Raw genomic sequence first — 21,301 nt, forward strand, 5'->3', positions numbered from 1 at the left:
CGGTGCGGTAATTGGCGTGCGGGGCCCGGCACTTCACCTGGGTGCCGGGCCTACAGCCACGCCAGTGAGGCGGCGCGCCCCAGCACGTCCCTGATCGCGGCGTCGTCCCCCGCCGCGCCCCGGGGCACCTCGTCGGGTGCATACCGCCCGCCCACCAGCAGGCAGAAGTCGACGGGATCCAGGACGAGTTCGGCGCGTACGGGCTCGTCTTCGGAACCGAGCACCCACTGGGCGTCGAGTTCTCCCCCGGTCACCGCGAACAGCACCGGCGGTGCCGTGGGTCCCAGTGCCAGGCCGAGGATGCGGACGGCGAGCCGGACGAGTTGCCACAGGTGCGGGTCCGGGGGCGGCGGCACGGCCAGTCCGAGGGCCCGCCCGATGTCGTCGGTGTGGATCCACGCCTCGAAGGCCCGCACGACGAAGTGGTCGGCGACGGGCAGCCGTACGCCCATCAGCGTGGTGGCGTGCGCGGCCCGTTCGGGATCCCTCGCCTCGGGCGTGGCCAGCAGCGCGCCGGCCTGTGCGGTCCACGTGGCGACGGTCTCCTCGGGCGTACGCCGCTGCTCGTAGGCGATCACGTCGGCGGTCCGCCCGGCCCAGGCGTCCGCCCATCCCGTCCCCTCCGCGACCCGGGACTCCGGCACCCGCGCCGCCAGGCCCAGTCGTCGCGCCAGCGGCTCGTCCGCCGCGATCAGGTGGGCCACCGTGGCGTGCACGTCCCAGTCGTGCACGACCGGCGTACCCCAGGGGCTGTGACCGTCCAACTCCCGTAGCAGAGCCTGGAGTCCGGCGACAGCGGCGGCGTACGGGGCGGCGTGCGAGGCCACGCGAGGTGCCGCCGGACGGGCACGCAGGGCGACGGTGAGGACGCCGTCGATGCCGGCCGGAGCGTCGTTCGTCAGGGGCGGCCGTGGGGCGCCGTCGAGCAGCCGTACCGTCTGCCGCAGCCGTTCCGCCTCCGCCGCGCAGGACTCGCACTCCGCCAGGTGCAGAGGGACCGTCTTCTGGTCGGCGGGGGTCAGCGCGCCGACGGCCCAGGCCGCCAGCAGGTCCCGTACGCCTTCGTGGTCGGTGCTCATCACATGCCGCCCTTCCGGGTCACGGCCGGCATGGTGGCCGCACCTCGCCCCGCTGTGGCCACCCTACGCACGCCCGGCCCGGCCGGCCCCACCCGCGCCGCCATCACGCACCCCTCTCCAGCGCCGGATCCGGTGGATCGGCCAGGGATTCGGCGAGTTTGCGCAAGGCGGAGCGCAGCCGGGTCTTGGCCGTGCCCTCGGGGATCCCCAGTTCCACGGCCGCCTGCCGGCAGGTGCGGCCCGCGAAGTAGGCGAGGTGGACGACTTCCCTTTGCGGCTGCGGGAGTTCGGCGAGGGCGGTGTGCAGCAGCAGCGAGCGTTCGCGGTCGACGACCATCTCGTCGGGGCCGGGTCCGGCGTCGGGGATGGCGTGCAGCGCCGAGTCGTCCGCGCGGGCGTCCTTGCGGTGCCGGGCCTCGCTGCGCACCCAGTCCACGGCCCGCCGGTGGGCGAGCATGGACAGCCAGGTGCGCAGCGAGCCACGGCGCGGGTCGAAGGCGTACGGCCTGCTCCACAACTGCGCGAAGACCTCCTGCGCCACGTCCTCGGCGCCGGCCGGGCTGCGGATGACCCGAACGGCGACCCGTCGCACGAGCCCGCCGTACGCGGCGTACGCCTCGGCCAGCGCGGTCTCGTCCCCGTACACCAGCCGCCGATGCAGCTCGGCGTCCGTGAGCGTCGGATCCACCGGCACCACCACCTCGTGGAGCCTTCCTAGCGCCCTCCCGCACCCCGCGCCAGAGGGCGAACCCCTCAGCCGGACAGGACGTCCAGCAGCCGGTCGACATCCGCGGGCGTGTTGTACAGGTGGAAGGCGGCCCTCAAGTTGCCCGCACGGTCCGACACCTCGACACCCGCGCGGCTCAGGTCGGGCTGACGGTGACCGAGTCCGGGCACGGAGACGATCGGTGAGCCGGGGGCGGGGATCGCTTCGTGGCCCAGGGCGTGCAGACCCTCACGGAAACGGCCGGCGAGGGCAAGGTCGTGGGCGTGTACGTGCGCCACGCCCAGCTCCTCGATCAGGGCGAGGGAGTGCCGGGCACCGGCGTACGAGAAGAGGCTCGGGCTCTCGTCGAACCGCCGTGCGGAGTGGGCGAGTTCCTCGACGGGGCCGTAGCAGCTGTCCCAGGGGGCCTCCCCGGCGACCCAGCCCGCGAACACCGGGGTGAGCCCGCCGAGGTCCTCCGGGACGACCAGGAAGGCCACGCCCCGCGGGCAGACGAGCCACTTGAAGGCGACGGAGGAGACGTAGTCGTACGCGTCCGCCCGCACGGGCAGCCATCCGGCGGCCTGGGACGCGTCGATGTACGTACGTGCCCCGTGTGCCCGCGCGGCGTCGCGGATCCCCTCCAGATCGGCGACCCGCCCGTCCGCGGACTGCGCGGCGCTGACCGCGACGAGCGCCGTGCCCGGGCGTACTGATTCGGCCATCCGCTCCAGCGGTACGGCGCGCACCTTGAGATCGCCGCGGACGTGGAAGGCGGTCACCACGGAGCTGAAGTCCGCCTCGGCGGTGAGGACTTCGGCGCCCTGCGGCAGCGAGGCGGCGATCAGCCCGCTGTAGACGGCGACCGAGGCCCCGGCCGCCACCCGGCGTGCGGGAACCCCGACCAGCCGGGCGAACGACGCGCGTGCGGCCTCGACGTCCGCGAACATGTCGGCCGGCCGGCCGGCGGCGACGGACTCGACCGCGGCGCGCATGGCGGTCACCGTGCGCACCGGCAGGAGGCCGGTGCTCGCGGTGTTCAGGTAGGTGTTCTCCGGGGCGAACTCGGCACGCACGAGGCTCTCGAAGGTCTCCATGGGACCACTCTGCGGTCCCAGGAACCCCCCGTCCATTGCCGATTTTTGCGTGGAACCGCTAAGAGGTGCTTATACGTGCGCTCCGACCTGGGCTTTTCAGCTCTGCGGCACCGCGCATCCGTCCGGGCCGCAGGCCTCGGCATCGGCGGAGCCGTCCTGGATCAGCTGGAGCGGCGGCCGCTCGCCCCATGCCTGGGTCAGCGCCTGCGCGAAGACCTCGGCGGGCTGGGCACCGGAAACGCCGTACTTGCGGTCGAGGACGAAGAACGGTACCCCGTTCGCGCCCAGCTCGGCGGCCTCGCGCTCGTCGGCGCGCACGTCGTCGGCGTACGCCGCCGGGTCGGCGAGCACCTTGCGGGCGGCGTCGGCGTCGAGCCCGGCGGCGACGGCCAGCTCCACGAGCCGTTCGTCGTCGTCGAAGACAGTGCGCTCCTCGGCGAAGTTCGCCTTGTAGAGCAGGGCTATCAGCTCGTCCTGCCTGCCCTGCTGCTTGGCGAAGTGCAGCAGGCGGTGCATGTCGAAGGTGTTGCCGTGATCACGGTCTCGGGTGCGGTACTCCAGGCCCTCGGCCGCGGCCTGCGCGCCCAGGTTCTCCTCGCCGGCCTGCGCCTGCGCCTCGCTCATGCCGTACTTCTTGGTGAGCATCCTGATGACCGGCTGGATGTCGCCCTTGGCACGGCCCGGGTCGAGCTCGAACGAACGGTGCACGACCTCGACCTGGTCGCGGTGCGGGAAGGCGTCGAGCGCCTTCTCGAAGCGGGCCTTGCCCACGTAGCACCAGGGGCAGGCGATGTCGCTCCAGATCTCGACGCGCATGTCTTCGGCTCTCTCCAGGTCGTACGGATACGGGGTACGGGGACACCCTCCAGGGACGTCTGTATGTGAACGTTCAAGCGGCTGGTCTCATTCCCCGGTCGGGGAGACGGTCACTCCCCGGTCACGGAGAAGCGCAAGTACAGGTGGTGGTCACCCTCGGCCGGCGGGTTCTCCGGATCGGGAGTCCAGCCGAGGCGGGCGTAGAAGGCCTGGGCGCGCCGGTTGTCGACGTGCACGTCGAGGACGGCGGTGCGCTTGCCGTCGGCCTGCCACTCCTCGACGCACGCGGCGTGCAGCGCGGTGCCGATGCCGCCCCGCCAGCGGTCGGGGTCGACGTGGAACTGAAAGAGCTTGACCGCTTCTGCGGGGGCGCCCTCGGGTGTGCGGAAGGACGCGATGCCCGTGATCCGGCCCTCCTCGACGACGCACAGCACATGTCCGTCCGGCCGCTCGATGACGCTCTGCCAGGCCGCGAGCCAGTCGGTGCCGTCCTGCGGGATCCCGTCCGGGTAGTACGTCGCCCGGGCCCGGGCATGCAGGGCGGCGATGGCTTCGGCCTCGGCGGGGAGCGCGGTTCTGATCACCCGGCCCACCTGATTCACACGGTCTTGGATCATGCAGCCGAGGACGCTCCCGAGAGGACCGCGGTTCCCAGGCGGCTGAACTGGGCGCGGTAGGCGCTCGGGGTGAGGCCGGTGCGGCGGACCAGATGGCCGCGCAGCGAGTCGGCCGTGCCGAGACCACAGGCGCGGGCCACCTGGTCCATGGGGAGGGTGGTCGTCTCCAGGAGTTCCTTGGCACGCTCGATGCGCTGGTGGAGGAGCCATTGCAGGGGGCTGACCCCGCTCTCGGCATGGAAACGGCGGGTGAGCGTGCGCACGCTGACGCCCGCGTGCCGGGCGAGGTCGGTGAGCGTGAGCGGCTTGTCGAGGTTGCGCATGGCCCAGCCGCGGGTGTCGGCGCAGGCCTCGCCGCGCTCGGGCGGCAGCGGGGTCTGGGTGAACTGGGTCTGGCCGCCCGGACGCACGGGGGCGACCAGGGCGAGCCGCGCCACCTGGTTGGCGGCCGCGGCGCCGTAGTCGGTCCGGATGATGTGCAGGCAGAGGTCGATTCCGGCGGCGTACCCGGACGAGGTCATGATCTGACCGTCCTGCACATACAGGACGTCACCCTTGAGGTCGAGCGCCGGGTACCGCTTGCGCAGCTCGTCCGCGAGCTCCCAGTACGTGGTGGCGCTGCGCCCGTCGAGCAGTCCGGCCTCGGCCAGTACGAAGGCCCCGCTGCAGATGGAGGCGATCCGCTTGCCCGCGGCTGCGGCCTCGCGGACGGCGGCCACGGTGGCCGCATCGGGCGAGTACCGCTGTCCGGTGCCGGCGACCAGCACGGTGTCCGCGTCGCGTACGGCGTCCAGGCCCCGCCCGACGTGCAGGTCGAGCCCGCCGGTGGTGGCGATCGGGCCCGGATTCGGGGTGCAGACGACCAGTGCGTACCCCGGACCGCCGTCCAACTCGACCTTCTCGAAGAGGAGCTCGGGGATCGCGAGGTTGAACATCGAGACGGGGGAAGGGGCGATGACGGCGATGCGGTGCGGCTTCCGCTGTGCGGCGAGCATGGCCAGAACCTCCGGGTGTATGGCATTCAGGCCACTACTGTAAGCCGACGGAGGTCCGCAGCATGGGGGCATGTCAACGAAACCGGCTACCGAGAAACCGTGGGTCGAGGCTCAACACCCTGCCACTGCAGCCCTGTTGAACCCGTCGCCCGCCCTCACCCTCACCGCCGCCCTGCTCGGCTTCGCGCTGATCACGCTCGACGCGTCCGTGGTGAACGTGGCGCTCCCGTCGATCGGGGCGACGCTCGGGGGCGGGATGTCGGGGCTCCAGTGGGTGGTGGACGCGTACACGCTGGCGTTCGCGGCGCTGATGCTGTCCACGGGGGCCTTCTCGGACCGGGCCGGGGCGAGCCGGGCGTACGGGATCGGGATCGCGGTGTTCACACTGGCGTCGGTGGCATGCGGTCTTGCGCCGAGTCTGCCGGTGCTGGTCGGCGCGCGTGCCGTGCAGGGCGTGGCGGCGGCTGTGGTGCTGCCGGCCTCGCTGGCGCTGGTGCGGCAGGCGTACCCGGACGCCGCGCAGCGGGCGCGGGCGGTGGCGCTGTGGGCGGCGGGCGGTTCGGTCGCGGTGGCGTTGGGACCGGTCGCGGGCGGTGCGCTGACCACGGTGTGGGACTGGCGGGGGATCTTCTTCATCAACGTGCCGCTGGGCGCGGTGGCTCTCGCGCTGCTGGTACGGGCGCCACGCTCGGAGCGCCGTCCCGCACCGCTGGACCTGCCCGGCCAGCTGACGGCGGTCGTCGCGCTCACCGCGCTGACGTTCGCGGTCATCGAGGGCGGTGGGACGGGGTCGGCCGCCCTGGCCGTGGCGGTCGTCGCGGCCCTGCTCTTCCTGCGGGTCGAGGCGCGGCAGACGCATCCCGTGGTCCCGCTCGGTCTGTTCCGCAGCCGGAGCGTGACCGTGGCGGTTGCCGCGGGCGCCGCCTGCAGCGTGGCGTTCTACGGAGTGGTGTTCCTGTTCTCCCTCTTCTTCCAGCAGGTCCAAGGCCGCTCCGCGCTGTACGCGGGGCTGATGTTCCTGCCGATGACCGGGCTGATCGCGGTCACGAACATCGCGGCGGGCAAGTTGGCGGGGCGTTTCGGGCCGCGCTTGCCGATGCTGCTCGGCCAGTCGTCGGCCGCGGTGGGGCTGCTCCTCCTGCTGTACGTCGACTCGTCGACCCCGCCCGCTCTGGTGGCCCTGCTCCTGGTCCCCATGGCCCTGGGCTGCGCCCTGACGATCCCTCCGCTCACGGCCGCGATGATGGACGCGGTGCCCTCGGACCGGGCGGGGCTGGCGGCGGGCGTCCTCAACTCCGCCCGCCAGGTGGCGGGCGGGCTGGCCATCGCGGCCTTCGGTTCCCTGGTCTCCGGGGGCTTCGAGTCGGGACTACGGGTCAGCCTCGCGCTGAGCGCGGCGCTTTTGGTGGTAACGGCGGGGGCGACGTGGGGATTGCGGGTGACTCGCTAGGGTTTCTTCGCCCCCTCGGCCCCTCGGCCCCTCGGCCCCTCGGCCCCTCGGCCCCTACCCGACCCGTACCGGCCTTTCGGCCGTAGGTGGGTGGGGGCTTGTCACGCTGTTCCCCCCGCCCCTTCAGGGGCGGCGGGGGCGATCAGCTGCCGTCTCTCAAGTCCCGCGGCCAGTTCGGGCGGAATTCGATGCCGTCGTAGGTCACCACGCAGCCCTCACCCATGGGCGACTGGGCCATGAAGCCGACCAGAGCCGCCCCGGTCTCCTTCTCGTCGCCCAGCGTGAAGAGGCGCACGAAGGTCCAGCGCTCGCCGTCGCGCGAGGCATGGAAGGCGAAGGCGCGACCCGTCCGGCTCACCCGGAGCCACACGGAGCTACCGTCCACCGTGAAGGAGTTGGCGTCGTCGGAGTGCCCCCGGGTGACCACCGTGCAGACGGTGGGCACGTCCGGGGAGTACTCCAGGCACAGCTTCGCCCAGGCCCGCTCCCCCACGTGGACGTAGAGGACGCCCGCGTCGAAGGAGGCCGCGAAGCCCACCGTGACCCGGGCGATCAGCTGGAAGTCCCCTTCGGGCGCGCCGAGCAGCCGGGGCGCGTCGGAGGCGGGGTCCAGGTTCTCACCGGTGGGCGGCACGAAACGGTCCTGGCGGGGTCCTGCCCAGCCGGTGAGCACTCCGTCCTCGTACGACCAATGGCCGTCGGGGCCGTAGGTACGAAGGGGGAAGGGGAGTTCGGGGAGTTCGACGTCCATTGCGGGAGTCTCTCAGGTCCGGCCCGGCGCCCCGAAGGGGCGCGGGGCAGTGACACGTACGGCTCCGCCGCTTGGGCGCGACAGACCACGGACGGCCTGCGGCCCCGCGCCCCGCCGAAGGCCCAACGGGGCGGCGGAGCACTACCGCTCCGGACGAAGGCCCAACGGGGCGGCGGAGCACTACCGCTCCGGACGAAGGCCCAACGGCGCGGCGGAGCGCTACCGCTCCAGACGGCCGTTGAAACGACGCGGCAACCCCAGCGGGTTGTCGTCCCGCAGCTCCGCCGGCAACAGCGCCTCCGGCGCGTTCTGGTACGCCACCGGCCGCAGCCAGCGTTCGATCGCCGTACCGCCCACCGACGTCGAGGTCGAAGTCGTCGCCGGGTACGGACCGCCGTGATGCTGGGCGGGGGCGACCGCGACACCCGTCGGCCAGCCGTTCACGAGTACGCGCCCCGCGAGCGGCGTCAGCTCGGCGAGGATCTCCGCGCCGCGGCCCTCGCCGGCGGCCTCCTCGGTGGAGAGCTGGACGGTCGCGGTGAGGTTGCCGGGAAGGCGGGAGAGGACCGCGCCCGCCTCGGACTCGTCCTCGTAGCGCGCGACCACGGTGAGCGGGCCGAAGCACTCCTCCAGGAGCAGGTCGTGCTCGCCCTCGGTGGTGAGCTTCTGTGCCGGCACGGTCAGGAAGCCGGGGCTCACGGTGTGCTCGCCGCCCGCGCCGGGGGTCACCGGGGACTCCACGTCGGGAAGTTCGGCGCGCGCGGCGACACCGGCGATGAAGTTGTCCCGCATGCGGTGGTCGAGGAGCACACCGGCGTCCGTGTCGCTGACCGCGTCCGTCAGGGACTTCACCAGGCGGTCGCCCGCCGCGCCCGCGGGCGCCAGCACCAGGCCCGGCTTCACGCAGAACTGGCCGACGCCCAGCGTCATCGAGCCCGCGAGTCCGGCACCGATCGCCTCGGCCCGCTCGGCGGCGGCGGCCTCGGTGATCACGACGGGGTTGAGGGAGCCCAGCTCGCCGTGGAAGGGGATCGGCACCGGCCGGGCGGCCGCCGCGTCGAAGAGCGCACGGCCACCGCGGACCGAACCGGTGAACCCGGCGGCGGCGATCAGCGGGTGCCTGACCAGCTCGACGCCCGCCTCGAAACCGTGGACGAGGCCGACGACGCCCTGGGGGATGTCGTGCTGAGCGGCGGCCCGGCGCAGTACGGCCGCGACCAGCTCCGACAGTGCCGGGTGGTCGGGGTGCGCCTTGACCACGACCGGGCACCCGGCTGCCAGCGCGCTCGCGGTGTCGCCGCCCGCCACGGAGAAGGCGAAGGGGAAGTTCGAGGCGGAGTAGACGGCGACGACGCCCAGCGGCACCTTGTAGCGGCGCAGGTCCGGGATCGGCGGGGTCGCGGTGTCGTCGGGGTGGTTGATCACGACGTCGAGGAAGGCGCCCTCGTCGACGATGTTCCCGAAGGCGCGCAACTGGTAGCAGGTGCGCGCGAGTTCGCCGGTGAGCCGGACCGGGCCGAGCGCGGTCTCCGCGTCGGCGGCCTCGACGAGCTGGTCCTTGGCGCCTTCGAGCAGGTCGGCGGCGGTGCGCAGGAACGCGGCGCGTACGGTGCGGTCGGCGAGCGCGGGGCGCGCGGCGTGCGCGGCACGCACTGCCTCGTCCACCTCCTGGGCTGTGGCCTCCACCGCAACCTGTTCACGCTGCTTCCCGGTACGGGGGTCGACACTCCAGACTGGTGCTGCTGCCACCGCGGATCCCTCCAGATGTGTTGCCGCAGTTCTTCACCGCAGTTCTTAATGTCACCCACCAGGGGCGTTCGATATACTGAACGCTGTCTCTGTTGGTGAATATGATGCGGAGACTATTTCCCGTCCAACGAAGGGGTCAAGGGCGATGTCGGCAGGCGAGACAGGCGGCGGGGCGCAGGTCAAGTCCGCGGTGCGGACCGTGGAATTGCTCGAGTACTTCGCCGGTCGGCCCGGAATGCACTCCCTGGCCGCGGTCCAGGAGGCCGTCGGTTATCCCAAGTCCAGCCTGTACATGCTGCTGCGCACGCTCGTGGAGCTCGGCTGGGTCGAGACGGACGCGACGGGCACCCGGTACGGCATCGGCGTACGGGCGCTGCTGGTCGGCACGTCGTACATCGACGGCGACGAGGTGGTCGCCGCGGCCCGGCCCACGCTGGACCGGCTCTCCGACGACACGACGGAGACGATCCACCTGGCGCGCCTGGACGGCACGAACGTCGTCTACCTGGCCACCCGCCAGTCCCAGCACTACCTGCGCCCCTTCACCCGGGTGGGCCGCCGGCTGCCCGCCCACTCGACTTCCCTCGGCAAGGCGCTGCTCGCCACCCACACCGACGAGCAGGTCCGCAAGATGCTCCCCGAGACGCTTCCCGCGCTCACCGAGCACACGATCACCGACCGGGAGAAGCTCATCGAGGAGCTGCACCAGGTGCGGGAGCAGGGCTTCGCGGTGGACCGCGAGGAGAACACGCTGGGGCTGCGCTGCTTCGGCGTGGCGATCCCGTACCGCACGCCCGCCCGCGACGCCATCAGCTGCTCGGTCCCGGTGGCCCGTCTCACCCCCGCGCACGAACAGATGGTCAAGGACGCGCTGTTCGACGCGCGCGACCGGCTCACGCTCGCGACGCGCAGGCTCTGACGTGTCCGGCATGGATGTCATCCTGCGCGAGGTACACGACAGCGATCTGCCGGTCTTCTTCCGCCAGATGAACGACCCGGAAGCGCTCCGCATGGCCGCGTTCACCGCGGAGGATCCCGCCGACTGGACCGCCTTCGCCGACCACTGGCGTCGTATCCGCTCCTCGTCCGACATCGTCGTGCGCACGGTCCTGGTGGACGGCGACGTCCTCGGCAGCGCGTCGGTGTACGGCTCGCCGGGCGAGCGGGAGGTCACGTACTGGATCGACCGCGCGTACTGGGGCCGCGGCATCGCGACGGCGGCGCTGCGAGCCCTGCTGGCGCAGGTCGACGAACGCCCGCTGTCCGCCCGCACCGCCGCGGACAACACCGCCTCCCGTCGGGTCCTGGAGAAGTGTGGCTTCCACGTGACCGCCCGGACCAGCGGCTACGCCAACGCCCGCGGCGCGGAGATACCCGAGCTCGTGCTCACCCTGGAGGCCTGAGCACGACGTGGACCACGCCCGGCCCGGCGCCGGCTCGACACGGCCGCACAGCGCCGCGTGGGCCGAGCGCCGTCGCGGCGGATGAAGGGCGCGGCACCTGATGGTGCCGACCCCTTCATGGCACGGACCAGGGCGGCTCCCCGGCACAGGTCGCAAGCGCGGCTCCGCCCTGTGGCCCGCTGAACGCAAAGCTTCCCGGCGCACCCCACCGCAGCCGCGCGCCGCCTCGCCCTCCGATGCATGGTTCCGGCACCGCAAGGTGCCGGAACCATGCGCGCCGTGACAGCGCTCAACCCCCTGGGCGCGCCTCGGCGACGCTGCCGGAGACCTCCGCAAGTCAGACGGCCCCTCCCCCGTCCGGCGGAGGCGGATCGTCGCCGCGCAGGACGTGGGGCGAGGGCCCGCCAGGGAGCGTGGAGGCATGACGCAGACACTCGCCTCCGCTTCGGACACGACCCCCGCGGGGCCCTTGGGCAGCAGTCGGCTTCGCCGGATCCTCCGCAACGTCGCCATCGTCTCGTGCGCGCCGTATCTCTCCCTCAAGGTCGCCTGGATCGCCGGGAGCCACCTCGGTATCCCCGAGGGGAGCTCGCTGCTGGAGCACCGCACCGGCATGGCCGTGGCCAACGGCATCACCGTGCTGATGGACGGGGCCGTCATCGTGATCGCGCTGCTGCTCACCCGGCCCTGGGGGCTACGGGTGCCGGCGTGGCTGCCGGCCCTGCCGATGTGGGTGGCCACCGGCCTGCTCGCGCCGATCATGACCGGATTCCCGCTCCAGATCCTGGTGAAGGCCCTCGGCGGCTCCGGGAACAAGGCCTTGGAGAGCGGGCGGGAACCGTTCCTGGACGAGTGGGTGTTCGGGGTCGTCTACACCGGGTTCATCGTGCAGGGCCTCGCCCTGGGCCCCCTGTTCGTGCTGTACGCGCGGGACCGCTGGGGGTACCTGTGGCGCGGACGGGTCTGGGAGCTGCCGGTCAGCCGGGTGGGCGCGGCCCAGCGGGCGGCGGCGGTCGCGGCGGCCGTACTCGCGTTGTTCCCGCTCACCACCCACCTGCTGTGGGCGTGCGGCGGCACGGCGGGGCTGAGCACGGGCCGGGTCGCGGACCGGACCAGCGACTTCTTCGTCCTGGAGGTCATGGACGTCGTGTTCCTGGTGTCCACCGTCGCGGGCGCGTGGATCCTCGCCTTCCGGCGCGGGCGGGCCCTGCCCGTGACGGCGCCCCTCGCCCTCGCCTGGATCGGCTCGGGGGCGGTGGCCTGCTGGGGCGGCTGGCTGTCGCTGGCCGGCCTGGGCGTGGACGACATCGCCAAGCGCCCGACGGAGCTGATGAACCTCACCTACGCTGTGCACATGATCGTCGGCATGCTCGTGGTCACCCTCGGCGCGCACTTCTTCGCCGAGCGGACCGCCGCTGCCAGGCCGCCACGGCGCACCACGTGAGGGAGTTCGCCCGGTTCCTGTTCGGACGGCGGGCGCGCCGGCGGTGGATCCATCTGATCCTCGGCGGCGCGCTCGCGATGCCGTACGTCCTCGTCGGTGAGGTCATCGTCGGGCCGCTCACCGACTCGCGTTACGTGTTCAACTCCTTCCCCCTCCAGCTCATGTCCTTCGCGGTCGGGTTGCCGCTCGCCGCGATCACCGCGCTGTTCCCGCTGACCCGTCCGATGTCGGTGGCCGGGGTGCGCGCGCTGTGCGGGGTCGACGGCGAACGGCTCGCCGACGGGCCCCCGCGCACCTGGGCGGCCCGACGACGCACTGTCGGCTGGTTCACGCTGCACCTCGGCTTCGGCGGGGTCATCAGCGGGATGTCGCTGGCCGTACCGCCCTTCGCGACGGTTCTCATCGTGCTGCCCGTCGTGGCGGGGCTGCGCGACTCCCGCCTCGGACTGCCCGAAGTCCTCGACCACACCTGGGCGTTGGCGCTGTCGCCGGTCGCCGGGGTCGCGACGCTCATCGCGCTCGCGGCCTGCGCCGCCGTTGGTGGGAATCTGCTGGCCCGCTGGGCGCCCGCGCTGCTCGGGCCCACGCCCGAGGACCGGCTCGCGGCGGCCGAACGCCGTGCCGCCGACCTCGCCGTACGCAACCGGCTCGCCCGCGAGCTGCACGACTCCGTCGGCCACGCCCTCAGCGCGGTCACCCTCCAGGCGAGCGCCGCCCGCCGTGTCCTCGACACCGACCCTGACTTCGTCCGCGAGGCCCTCGCCGCGATCGAGGACACCACGCGGCGGACGGTGGGTGAACTGGACGCGGTGCTGGGCGTGTTGCGGGAGGGCGACGATCGTTCCACCGCTCCGGCACCCACCCTCGCCGCCGACCTCGACGGCCTGCTGCACCGCACCCGCGCCGGCGGCCTCCAGGTGACCGCCACCGTCGAAGTGAATCGGGACGACCTGCACCCGCTCGTCTCCCGGGAGGCGTACCGCATCGTGCAGGAGGGCCTGAGCAACGCCCTCAAACACGCGGGCGCACGCACACCGGTGACCCTGCGGATCACGGGGAGCGGCAGCGCACTGGAGATCACCACGGAGAATCCGACCACAGCGACCGGCGTTCCCCGCCCGGGCGGCGGTCACGGCCTGCGGGGCATCGCCGACCGCGCCCGGCTGCTCGGCGGCACGTGCGAGGCGGGCCCGGCGGACGGGGTGTGGCGGCTGACCGTACGACTGCCCGTCGAGAGAGACGAAGGACCCTCATGACCAGCCCGCGCACCGACCCCCTCCGTATCGTCCTCGCCGACGACGAACGCATGGTGCGCACCGCCCTGCGCGCGATCCTCACCGCCGAGCCCGACCTGGAGGTCGTCGGCGAGGCGGCGACCGGCGCCGAGGCCGTGTCCGTCGTCCGGGAGCTCACACCGGACGTCGTCCTCATGGACGTACGCATGCCCGGGATCGACGGGATCCGCGCCACCGAGCAGATCCTCGCGACGCTCCCCGCCCCCCCGCGCGTCGTCGTCGTGACCACCTTCGAGAACGACGCCTACGTGTACGAGGCGCTCCGCGCCGGAGCCTCCGGCTTCCTGCTCAAACGGGCCGAGGCCGACGCGCTCGTGCAGGCCGTACGGCTGGTGGCGCGCAGCGACACGCTGTTGTTCCCGTCGGCCGTGCGGGCGCTGGCGGCCGAGCACGCCCGGTCGCGGCCCGCTCCGCCGCCATGGGTGGCGAAGCTCACCGCACGGGAGCGCGACGTACTGCGGCTCATGGCCACGGGGCTCACGAACGCCGAGATCGCCGGGCGCATGGAAGTCGGCCCCGCGACGGTGAAGACGCACGTCGCGGCCGTCCTGGCGAAGACGGGCACCCGCGACCGCACCCAGGCGGTGATCGCCGCCTACGAAGCGGGCTTCATGCGGGACGGCGGCTGACCCCCGCTGCCGAGGGACGAACTTCATGAAGGACGTATGAGAAATCCGGGCGGAAGGGAACGATTCGCCCCTCCTCGCTCGTCCTTCTGAGCGGGATGAACAAGACGATCAGGCGTGCCGCCGTCTTCACTCTGCTGCTCGTGCTCTCCCTGCTGATCAGGGCGACCTGGGTGCAGTTCTACGACGGCAAGGCGCTCGCGGACAACAAGGACAACCGGCGGAACGCGATCTCGCTGTACGCGAACCCGCTCGGGAACATCATCGTGGCCGGCGACGCGATCACCGGTTCCGCGCAGACGAAGGGCAGCGACCTCAAGTACAAGCGCACGTACAAGGACGGCAGTCTGTACGCGGCGGTCACGGGCTACAGCTCACAGGTGTACGGGGCGACCCAGCTGGAGGGCATCTACCAGGACCTGCTCGACGGCACGGACACCCAGCTGAAGAACCCGCTCGACACGATCACCAACAAGCGCGCCGACCCGGGTGACGTGATCACGACGATCGATCCCGATGTGCAGAAGGCGGCGTACAACGCCCTCGGCGACAAGAAGGGCGGCGCCGTCGCGATCGACCCGAAGACGGGCAGGATCCTCGCGGCCGTCTCCACACCGTCGTACGACCCCTCGCAGCTCAGCACAGGCAACTCCACCGCCTGGAAGAAGCTGACGAAGGACGCGGACAAGCCGATGACGAACCGCGCACTGCGCCAGCCGCTGCCGCCGGGGTCGACGTTCAAGCTGGTCGTCGCGGCGGCCGCGCTGGAGGACGGGCGGTACTCGGACGTGGACACGAAGACGGACAGCCCGGACCCGTACACGCTGCCGGGCACGACCCGGGAGCTGTCGAACGAGAACCCGAACGCACCCTGCGAGAACGCCTCGATCCGCGTCGCGCTGCAGTACTCCTGCAACAACGTCTTCGCGAAGATGGCCGTCGACCTGGGCCAGGACAAGGTCAGGGCGATGGCCGAGAAGTTCGGCTTCAACGACAAGACGCAGGACGTGCCGGTCCGCGCGTACACCAGCGTGTACCCCTCGGACATGGACAAGTCCTCCACGGCGCTGACCGGCATCGGCCAGTTCGACGTGACCGCGACCCCGCTCCAGATGGCCATGGTGTCCGCCGCGATAGCCAACGACGGCAAGCTGGTCTCGCCGCACATGGTGTCGCAGACCGGCGACGCCGACGGCAATGTGCTGAGGAACTACGACGACAGCACGGAGACCAAGGAGATCGTCAGCTCGTCCACGGCCCAGCAGCTCCAGTCGGCGATGCAGACGGTGATCACGGACGGCACGGGCACGAACGCCCAGATCTCCGGCGCGACCGTGGGCGGCAAGACCGGTACGGCCCAGCACGGCGAGAACAACAGCAAGACGCCGTACGCCTGGTTCACGTCGTACGCGAAGTCCGACTCCAATGGCAAGGAAGTCGCCGTGGCGGTCATGGTCGAACAGTCCGACGCGGCCCGCTCCGAGGTCAGCGGCAACGGCTTGGCGGCTCCGGTGGCGAAGGCGATGATGCAGGCGGCCCTGAAGAACTAGGGCCTGTCGTTTGGATCAGGCCCCAGAGGCTCGCTCCCCCGCGCCCCGTACGGGACCCCCGAAGGGGCGCGGGGAACTGCGCGACCGGCCACGGACAAGCGGCACCCGAAGGACGGGCTACTTCACCCCGAACAGCTGCTCCACGGGATCAATCGCGAAGTACACCAGGAACAGCGCCGACGCCGCCCACAACAGCCAGTGCACCTCCTTCGCCTTCCCAAGCACCGTCTTGATCAGGACGTACGCCAGGAAACCGGCCCCGATCCCGTTGGTGATCGAGTACGTGAACGGCATCACCGCGATGGTCAGAAACGCCGGGATGGCGATCTCGTACCTGTCCCAGTCGATGTGCTTGACCTGGGTCATCATGAGGAAACCGACCGCGACGAGGGCAGGTGCGGCGGCCTGCAGCGGAACGATCGTGAGCAGCGGCGTCAGGAAGAGGGCGAGCGCGAACAGGCCACCGGTGACCAGGTTCGCAAACCCCGTGCGCGCGCCCTCACCGACGCCCGCCGCCGACTCGATGTAGGAGGTCGAGGAGGACGCCGAGGCCGCACCACCGGCGACCGCCGCGGCACCGTCGATGAGCAGGACGCGACCGAGCTGGGGCACCTTGCCCTCGTCGTCGAGCAGTCCCGCCTCGGCGCTGATGCCGACGACCGTGCCCATGGTGTCGAAGAAGTCGGACAGGACAAGGGTGAAGACCAGCAGGACGACGGTGATCGCGCTGGTCTCACCGAAGGAGCCGAACAGGCTGAAGCGACCGAGCAGTCCGAAGTCCGGCGAGGCCACCACGTCGTCGGGGACCTTCGGCGTGGTCAGGCCCCAACTCTTGATGTCGGCGGCCAAGTTGACGATGATCGCCACGATCGTCATGGTGACGATGCTGATCAGGATCGCGCCCTTGACCTTGCGCGCGAGCAGCCCGATGGTCAGCAGAACTCCGAGGCAGAAGACGAGGATCGGCCAGCCGGCGAGCGCGCCCGTGCCGCCGAGCTGCACCGGAACCGTCGTGTTCGCGACGTCCGGGATACGGGTGACGAACCCGGCGTCGACGAAGCCGATGAAGGCGATGAACAGGCCGATGCCGACGCTGATCGCCTGCTTCAACGGCTGCGGTATCGCGTGCATGACGGCTTCACGCAGGCCCGTCACCACCAACACACAGATGAGCAGGCCCTCGAGCACGATCAGGCCCATCGCGTCGTCCCAGCTCATCAGCGGGGCGATCTGGAAGGCGACGACCGCGTTGAGGCCGAGGCCCGCGGCGAGCGCGAGCGGGAGGTTGCCGCCGATACCCATGATGATCGTCATGACCGCGGCCACCAGGGCGGTGGCGGTGGTCAGTTGGACGGTGTCGAGCTGGTGGCCGAACTTGTCCTTGGCGCTGCCCAGGATGATCGGATTCAGGACAAGGATGTAGGCCATGGTGAAGAACGTGGCGAAGCCGCCGCGTATCTCCCGGCCGAAGGTGGAGCCCCGGGCGGAGATCTTGAAGAACCGATCGACGCTGTTCTCCGCCGGTGGCGCGGCACTTGACCGATCGGTCACCTTCTGCGTTTCGGACATGGCGATACTCCTCGCTACCTGCGTGCCGGGTGTGCGGATGCTGGCTGGATTGTTCCCGCGTTGAACCGCTTTCAGGTTTTCCCCGTGTTACAGAATCGAGTTCGACCTGCCATACGGCGTTCGAAGTTCTGTACGGAACGCTGGTACGCTCTCGCATCTCGCCCCACGCGAACACCACTTCTTCACAGGTGAAACACAGGGGCCGTATACGCACAGACCCGCACCGGTACCGAAAGCCGCAGCGAGGAGAGGTCGCCCGTGGGCACTGTCGTCGACGACGCCGCCTCCGTGGAGTTCCACACCTTCTTCGAACGGCACTACGCCGAACTGGCCCGTCTGGCCCACCTGTTGACCGGCGAGGCGGACGCCGCCGACGATCTGGCGGCGGATGCGCTGCTCGCGCTGTGGCACCGCTGGGACCGGGTGCGCGCGGCGGACCATCCGGTGGCGTACGCGCGCGGTGTGGTCGCCAACCTCGCCCGCACCCGCATACGCAGCGCCGTGCGGGAGCGCCGGCGGATCACACTGTTCTGGTCGCAGCGCGAGGACAGGACCGAGAACCCCGACGTTCCGGGCACGATCGATGTCCAGGAAGCGCTGCGCAGACTGCCGTTCCGCAAGCGCGCGTGTGTCGTTCTCCGGCATGCTTTCGACCTCTCGGAGAAGGACACGGCTCTCGCCCTCGGGGTTTCCGTGGGTACGGTGAAGAGCCAGACGTCGAAGGGCATGGCGGAATTGAAGCGGCTTCTCGGCACCGACGAGGCACCGATGCGGGTGCACGCGGGAGTGCTGCCCACAGGCGGAGCCGGAGGTAGGGACCGATGAGGAAGGCGCAGGACGTGCACGACGAGCTGCGCGCCGGGCTGCGTGAGGCGGCCGAGGCGCACGAGCCCGACCGCGCGCGCATCCTGGCCCGGGTCGAGCGCGGGATGGCGGGGGGCAACGAGCGGCGGCCCGCGCGGCGTGCGGCACGGCCGCCACTGCTCGGCTGGGCCCGTGTCGTGGGCGCCACGGCCGCGGTCGCGGGCGTCCTCGCGGTGGGCGGCTACGCCGTCGCCTCGGCGGTGAAGGACGACACACCGGCGCATCAGACCGTCGCGGTCTCGCCGACCCCCGATCCGTCGCCGGACGCGACGAGCCGGGCGCCGGTCGCCCCGGAGCCCACCCACCGTTCCGGTACGTCGAAGCAGTCCGGGAAGCCGCGTTCCTCGCCCTCCACAACCCCGACGCCCGGGAGCTCCGTCTCCGCCACGGCACAGCCGCCCGCCAAGGGCAACCAGGACGGCCCGCTCTGGTCCGACGGCTCGGTCGACCCGCACAGCAACGAGTTCTGGGCGCAGAGCAATGTGACCCTGAAGCCGGGCAAGCAACTCCGTTCGCTCACCGTCGTGTTGAGGATCAGACAGGCCGGCGGGGTCACGAACGCGGGATCCTGGCGTTCGCTGCCCGAGGACGACTTCACCACGACGGTCGCGGAGCAGGACGGCTTCCTCGTCTACACCTGGGTGCTCAAGCCGGACCACACGGTCTGGCCGGGCGAGTGGGTGTTCGCGGGGCAATACGACCACGACCGCGGTGGCCGGGACGCGAAGGACGACAGCTACTCGGCGACGGCCACCACCACGGACGGCGAACGGTCCACCGTGTCCGGCGACTTCGCGGCCCAGGGCAGCACCGACGCGGCGGCCGACGGAGATTCGTAAGAGAATTTCCGGAAGGCGGCAACCCTTTCCTCGGCAGTGGCGACCAGGAGACGCAACGATCTCCTCACCACTCAAGGAACTCGGTTCATGACTGCACGAGTTGAACAGCGCGTCCGCCACCGCCGCCGGGTCACCAAGCGGCGTGCCGTGATCGGGGGCGTGGCCGCCCTCGGCATCACCGGCGCGGCCCTCGTCACCACGACGATGCTGTCCTCGGCCGGCGCGGCGTCGGCCTGGCCGACGGCCACGGGCAGCAAGGCCGTCGGGTCCACGATTCCGGTGTCCGGCACGTACGACGGCAAGCTGAAGAAGTTCTACGGCAGTGGCGACCTGGGCACCGACAGCCAGGACGAGGATCAGGGCCCCCTCTTCGAGCTGGCCGACGGCGCCACCCTCAAGAACGTGATCATCGGCACCCCGGCTGCCGACGGCGTCCACTGCCTGGGCAGCTGCACGCTCCAGAACGTGTGGTGGCTGGACGTCGGCGAGGACGCGGCGAGCTTCAAGGGCAAGTCGTCGTCGGCCGTGTACAAGGTCTACGGCGGCGGTGCGAAGAACGCCTCCGACAAGGTGCTGCAGTTCAACGGCGCGGGCAAGCTCGTCGTCAGCAAGTTCCAGGTCGAGAACTCGGGCAAGCTGGTGCGCTCCTGCGGCAACTGCAAGACGCAGTACAAGCGCACGATCATCATCAACGACGTGGATGTCACCGCGCCCCTGAAGGCGATCGTCGGCATCAACTCCAACTACGGCGACACGGCCGCCCTGCGCAAGGTGCGCGTCCACGGCGACAGCGGCAAGAAGATCAAGACCTGTGTCCGTTTCCAGGGCAACAACACCGGCAAGGAGCCCACGGAGCTGGGAACCGGTCCGGACGGCACGTCCTGCAAGTTCACGGCGTCCGACATCAGCTACGAGTGACGCAATCGCCTTGAGCGCTCACGCACAACGTCTCACGCGCCGGCGTGTGCTCGCTCACCATGGGTTCGTACCAGGAATGAACCACATGTTCACTTTCCACGTCCCTACCAGTGCGGGGAAGACGGACGCCGGTCAGTACAGCGTCCTGAAGCTCGGCATCGTCAGTGGTGCGACCGGCTCGGCCCACCCAGCCCGGGCACGTCGTTCGACTGCATTGACCTGCTGACCTGAGCCCCCCTCGGTCAGCAGAGGAACGCCCCCGCCGGTGACGACCGGCGGGGGCGTTCATTCGTCGTCCGACAGGTCAGTTCATGGTCGAGCCGATGGTCGTGGAGCTCGTGGTCAGGAACGTCGTCGAGGGCAGCGAACCGCTCAACGAGCGGGCCCCGTACGCGGTCGTCGCGTCCGTCGACCTGAAGGCCGGTGTCGGGACACCGCTGTCCCAGTTGTTGGCTGCGGAGACCGTGGCGGAGCCGAGCTTGTCCAACCCGCCCTTGTTGCTCACAGCGAGGTTCCTGGCGAGCCGCGCCTTCCCCGTGGCGAAGTAGAACCCGGCCTCGGCATTGGCGTACGCGGTGTTCCGGTTCAGCACGATCGCCCCGGTGTTGGAATTCTCGGTGAAGCCGTTCAGCGTGTTGTCCCAGGCCGCGTCGTTGTTCACGACGTGCGCGACGGCAACACCCCCGCCGCCCAGCTTGAACCCGTTGCCGTTGCCCTCGAAGGCGGAGTCGCTCCAGCGGTTCTTGCCGTTGCCGAAGGCCCAGGAGTGCTCGATGGTGACGGACGAGGAGAACTGCCAGAGGTCGAGGCCGTCGTCCGAGTTGTTGTAGAGGCGAGCTCCGGTGATCTTGTTGCCGGTGCCGGAGCCGAACTTGATCGCGATGCCGTCGGCGTTCTGGCCGTGGCCCGCCGCGTCGTAGTTGCCGTAACTGTCCAGGTTCTGCACGAGGTTGTTCGTCGTGCCGTCGCCACGCAGGGTGAACCCGGAGTCGCCGTTGTCGGCGGTGACCAGGTTTCTGAAGACGCCGCCGACGGACGAGGTGGCGACGAAGCCCTGGGCCGGCGAGTTCTGCCAGGTGATGTTCTGGACGGTCCAGTAGTCGCCGTAGATCCCGGCCAGCCAGGAACCGGCGGCGAGCTTCGAACCGTCGATCTTCACCTTCTCACTGCCGTACGCGGTGAGCGTGATGCGCGTAGAACTCGTGCCGTTGGCCGTGGACTTGAGCGTGGCCGTCGGATAGTACGTGCCGCCGCGCACCTGGATGGTCGTACCGGCGGCCGCGTGGGCCACCGCCGACTCCAGCTGGGCGGTGGTGGAGACGGTGACCGTGGTGGCGGCGGCCTGGGCCGAACCGTTGTCCGAAAGACCGAGGTAGACGCCACCCGCCCCCGCGGCGACGGCCGCCACGGCGGCGATCGAGAGCGTGCGGGTCCTGCGGTGGCGTCCGATGCTCTGACGCACGGGGCATTCCTTTCCCGGGGAAATGGGGCTCCAGGCCCTGTCGGGCCGTACGAAGCGGGCCGGAGGGGCCG

Annotated in this window: 20 protein-coding genes; 10 read left to right on the plus strand and 10 right to left on the minus strand. The window is 71.0% G+C overall.

Annotated features, from left to right (window positions below; all coding sequences use genetic code 11):
* Positions 1–50: 50 nt before the first annotated feature.
* The 6 genes from ACIBK0_RS09910 to ACIBK0_RS09935 all read right to left on the minus strand — a co-directional run bounded on the left by ACIBK0_RS09910 (position 51) and on the right by ACIBK0_RS09935 (position 5,310).
* Entirely contained in the window at positions 51–1,079 is a 1,029-nt protein-coding gene (locus tag ACIBK0_RS09910) for a maleylpyruvate isomerase family mycothiol-dependent enzyme (RefSeq protein ID WP_399077548.1), read from the minus strand.
* A gap of 103 nt (positions 1,080–1,182) precedes the next feature.
* Complete coding sequence (locus ACIBK0_RS09915; RefSeq protein ID WP_399077549.1) at positions 1,183–1,779, minus strand: RNA polymerase sigma factor; 597 nt, start codon at positions 1,777–1,779, stop codon at positions 1,183–1,185.
* A 53-nt stretch (positions 1,780–1,832) separates the two neighbouring features.
* Positions 1,833–2,918, minus strand: coding sequence for an aminotransferase class V-fold PLP-dependent enzyme (locus ACIBK0_RS09920; RefSeq protein WP_399077551.1), 1,086 nt, complete (start codon positions 2,916–2,918; stop codon positions 1,833–1,835).
* A 60-nt stretch (positions 2,919–2,978) separates the two neighbouring features.
* Complete coding sequence (locus tag ACIBK0_RS09925) at positions 2,979–3,698, minus strand: DsbA family oxidoreductase (protein ID WP_399077553.1); 720 nt, start codon at positions 3,696–3,698, stop codon at positions 2,979–2,981.
* 110 nt (positions 3,699–3,808) lie between these two features.
* The gene (locus tag ACIBK0_RS09930; protein WP_399077556.1) at positions 3,809–4,315 is read right to left on the minus strand and encodes a GNAT family N-acetyltransferase; all 507 of its coding nucleotides are present in this window, start codon (positions 4,313–4,315) and stop codon (positions 3,809–3,811) included.
* Positions 4,312–5,310: a GlxA family transcriptional regulator gene (locus ACIBK0_RS09935; RefSeq protein ID WP_399077558.1), complete on the minus strand. Its 999-nt coding sequence runs from the start codon at positions 5,308–5,310 to the stop codon at positions 4,312–4,314. Before ACIBK0_RS09935 ends, ACIBK0_RS09930 begins: the two co-directional genes overlap by 4 nt.
* 70 nt (positions 5,311–5,380) lie before the next feature.
* Between ACIBK0_RS09935 and ACIBK0_RS09940 the strand changes: the two genes are divergently transcribed.
* The gene (locus ACIBK0_RS09940) at positions 5,381–6,760 is read left to right on the plus strand and encodes an MFS transporter (protein ID WP_399077560.1); all 1,380 of its coding nucleotides are present in this window, start codon (positions 5,381–5,383) and stop codon (positions 6,758–6,760) included.
* Positions 6,761–6,902: 142 nt separating this feature from the next.
* On the opposite strand, the gene ACIBK0_RS09945 is transcribed toward ACIBK0_RS09940, so the two are convergent.
* Entirely contained in the window at positions 6,903–7,511 is a 609-nt protein-coding gene (locus tag ACIBK0_RS09945; protein ID WP_399077562.1) for a DUF1349 domain-containing protein, read from the minus strand.
* Between the two features lie 219 nt (positions 7,512–7,730).
* A complete protein-coding gene (locus tag ACIBK0_RS09950; RefSeq protein WP_399077564.1) occupies positions 7,731–9,260 on the minus strand; it encodes an aldehyde dehydrogenase (NADP(+)) in 1,530 nt (509 codons plus the stop codon).
* 145 nt (positions 9,261–9,405) lie between these two features.
* On the opposite strand from ACIBK0_RS09950, the gene ACIBK0_RS09955 reads away from it, so the two are divergent.
* The 6 genes from ACIBK0_RS09955 (at position 9,406) to ACIBK0_RS09980 (ending at position 15,578) form a co-directional block, all read left to right on the plus strand.
* Positions 9,406–10,179: an IclR family transcriptional regulator gene (locus ACIBK0_RS09955; RefSeq protein ID WP_028803360.1), complete on the plus strand. Its 774-nt coding sequence runs from the start codon at positions 9,406–9,408 to the stop codon at positions 10,177–10,179.
* A 10-nt stretch (positions 10,180–10,189) separates the two neighbouring features.
* A complete protein-coding gene (locus tag ACIBK0_RS09960; RefSeq protein WP_399077567.1) occupies positions 10,190–10,663 on the plus strand; it encodes a GNAT family N-acetyltransferase in 474 nt (157 codons plus the stop codon).
* A gap of 421 nt (positions 10,664–11,084) precedes the next feature.
* On the plus strand, positions 11,085–12,107 hold the full coding sequence (locus ACIBK0_RS09965) for a hypothetical protein (protein ID WP_399077569.1): 1,023 nt from the start codon (positions 11,085–11,087) through the stop codon (positions 12,105–12,107).
* Positions 12,104–13,363 (plus strand): sensor histidine kinase, encoded by a 1,260-nt coding sequence (locus ACIBK0_RS09970; protein WP_399077571.1) that lies wholly within the window; start codon positions 12,104–12,106, stop codon positions 13,361–13,363. The genes ACIBK0_RS09965 and ACIBK0_RS09970 overlap by 4 nt, the downstream gene beginning before the upstream one ends.
* On the plus strand, positions 13,360–14,031 hold the full coding sequence (locus tag ACIBK0_RS09975) for a response regulator (RefSeq protein ID WP_399077573.1): 672 nt from the start codon (positions 13,360–13,362) through the stop codon (positions 14,029–14,031). The genes ACIBK0_RS09970 and ACIBK0_RS09975 overlap by 4 nt, the downstream gene beginning before the upstream one ends.
* Before the next feature lie 95 nt (positions 14,032–14,126).
* Entirely contained in the window at positions 14,127–15,578 is a 1,452-nt protein-coding gene (locus tag ACIBK0_RS09980) for a peptidoglycan D,D-transpeptidase FtsI family protein (protein ID WP_399077576.1), read from the plus strand.
* A 117-nt stretch (positions 15,579–15,695) separates the two neighbouring features.
* Here the strand turns inward: ACIBK0_RS09980 and ACIBK0_RS09985 are convergent, their stop codons facing one another.
* A complete protein-coding gene (locus ACIBK0_RS09985; protein WP_399077578.1) occupies positions 15,696–17,147 on the minus strand; it encodes an NCS2 family permease in 1,452 nt (483 codons plus the stop codon).
* Positions 17,148–17,405: 258 nt separating this feature from the next.
* On the opposite strand from ACIBK0_RS09985, the gene ACIBK0_RS09990 reads away from it, so the two are divergent.
* From ACIBK0_RS09990 to ACIBK0_RS10000, 3 genes are all read left to right on the plus strand, one after another.
* Complete coding sequence (locus ACIBK0_RS09990; protein WP_399077580.1) at positions 17,406–17,972, plus strand: SigE family RNA polymerase sigma factor; 567 nt, start codon at positions 17,406–17,408, stop codon at positions 17,970–17,972.
* Positions 17,969–18,850, plus strand: a complete 882-nt coding sequence (locus ACIBK0_RS09995) for a hypothetical protein (RefSeq protein WP_399077582.1) — start codon at positions 17,969–17,971, stop codon at positions 18,848–18,850. Before ACIBK0_RS09990 ends, ACIBK0_RS09995 begins: the two co-directional genes overlap by 4 nt.
* 87 nt (positions 18,851–18,937) lie before the next feature.
* A complete protein-coding gene (locus ACIBK0_RS10000) occupies positions 18,938–19,768 on the plus strand; it encodes a pectate lyase (RefSeq protein ID WP_399077584.1) in 831 nt (276 codons plus the stop codon).
* Positions 19,769–20,072: 304 nt separating this feature from the next.
* On the opposite strand, the gene ACIBK0_RS10005 is transcribed toward ACIBK0_RS10000, so the two are convergent.
* Positions 20,073–21,230, minus strand: coding sequence for a right-handed parallel beta-helix repeat-containing protein (locus ACIBK0_RS10005; RefSeq protein ID WP_399077586.1), 1,158 nt, complete (start codon positions 21,228–21,230; stop codon positions 20,073–20,075).
* Positions 21,231–21,301 lie beyond the last annotated feature (71 nt).

Source organism: Streptomyces sp. NPDC050564, assembly GCF_044457265.1.
Taxonomy (GTDB): Bacteria; Actinomycetota; Actinomycetes; order Streptomycetales; family Streptomycetaceae; genus Streptomyces.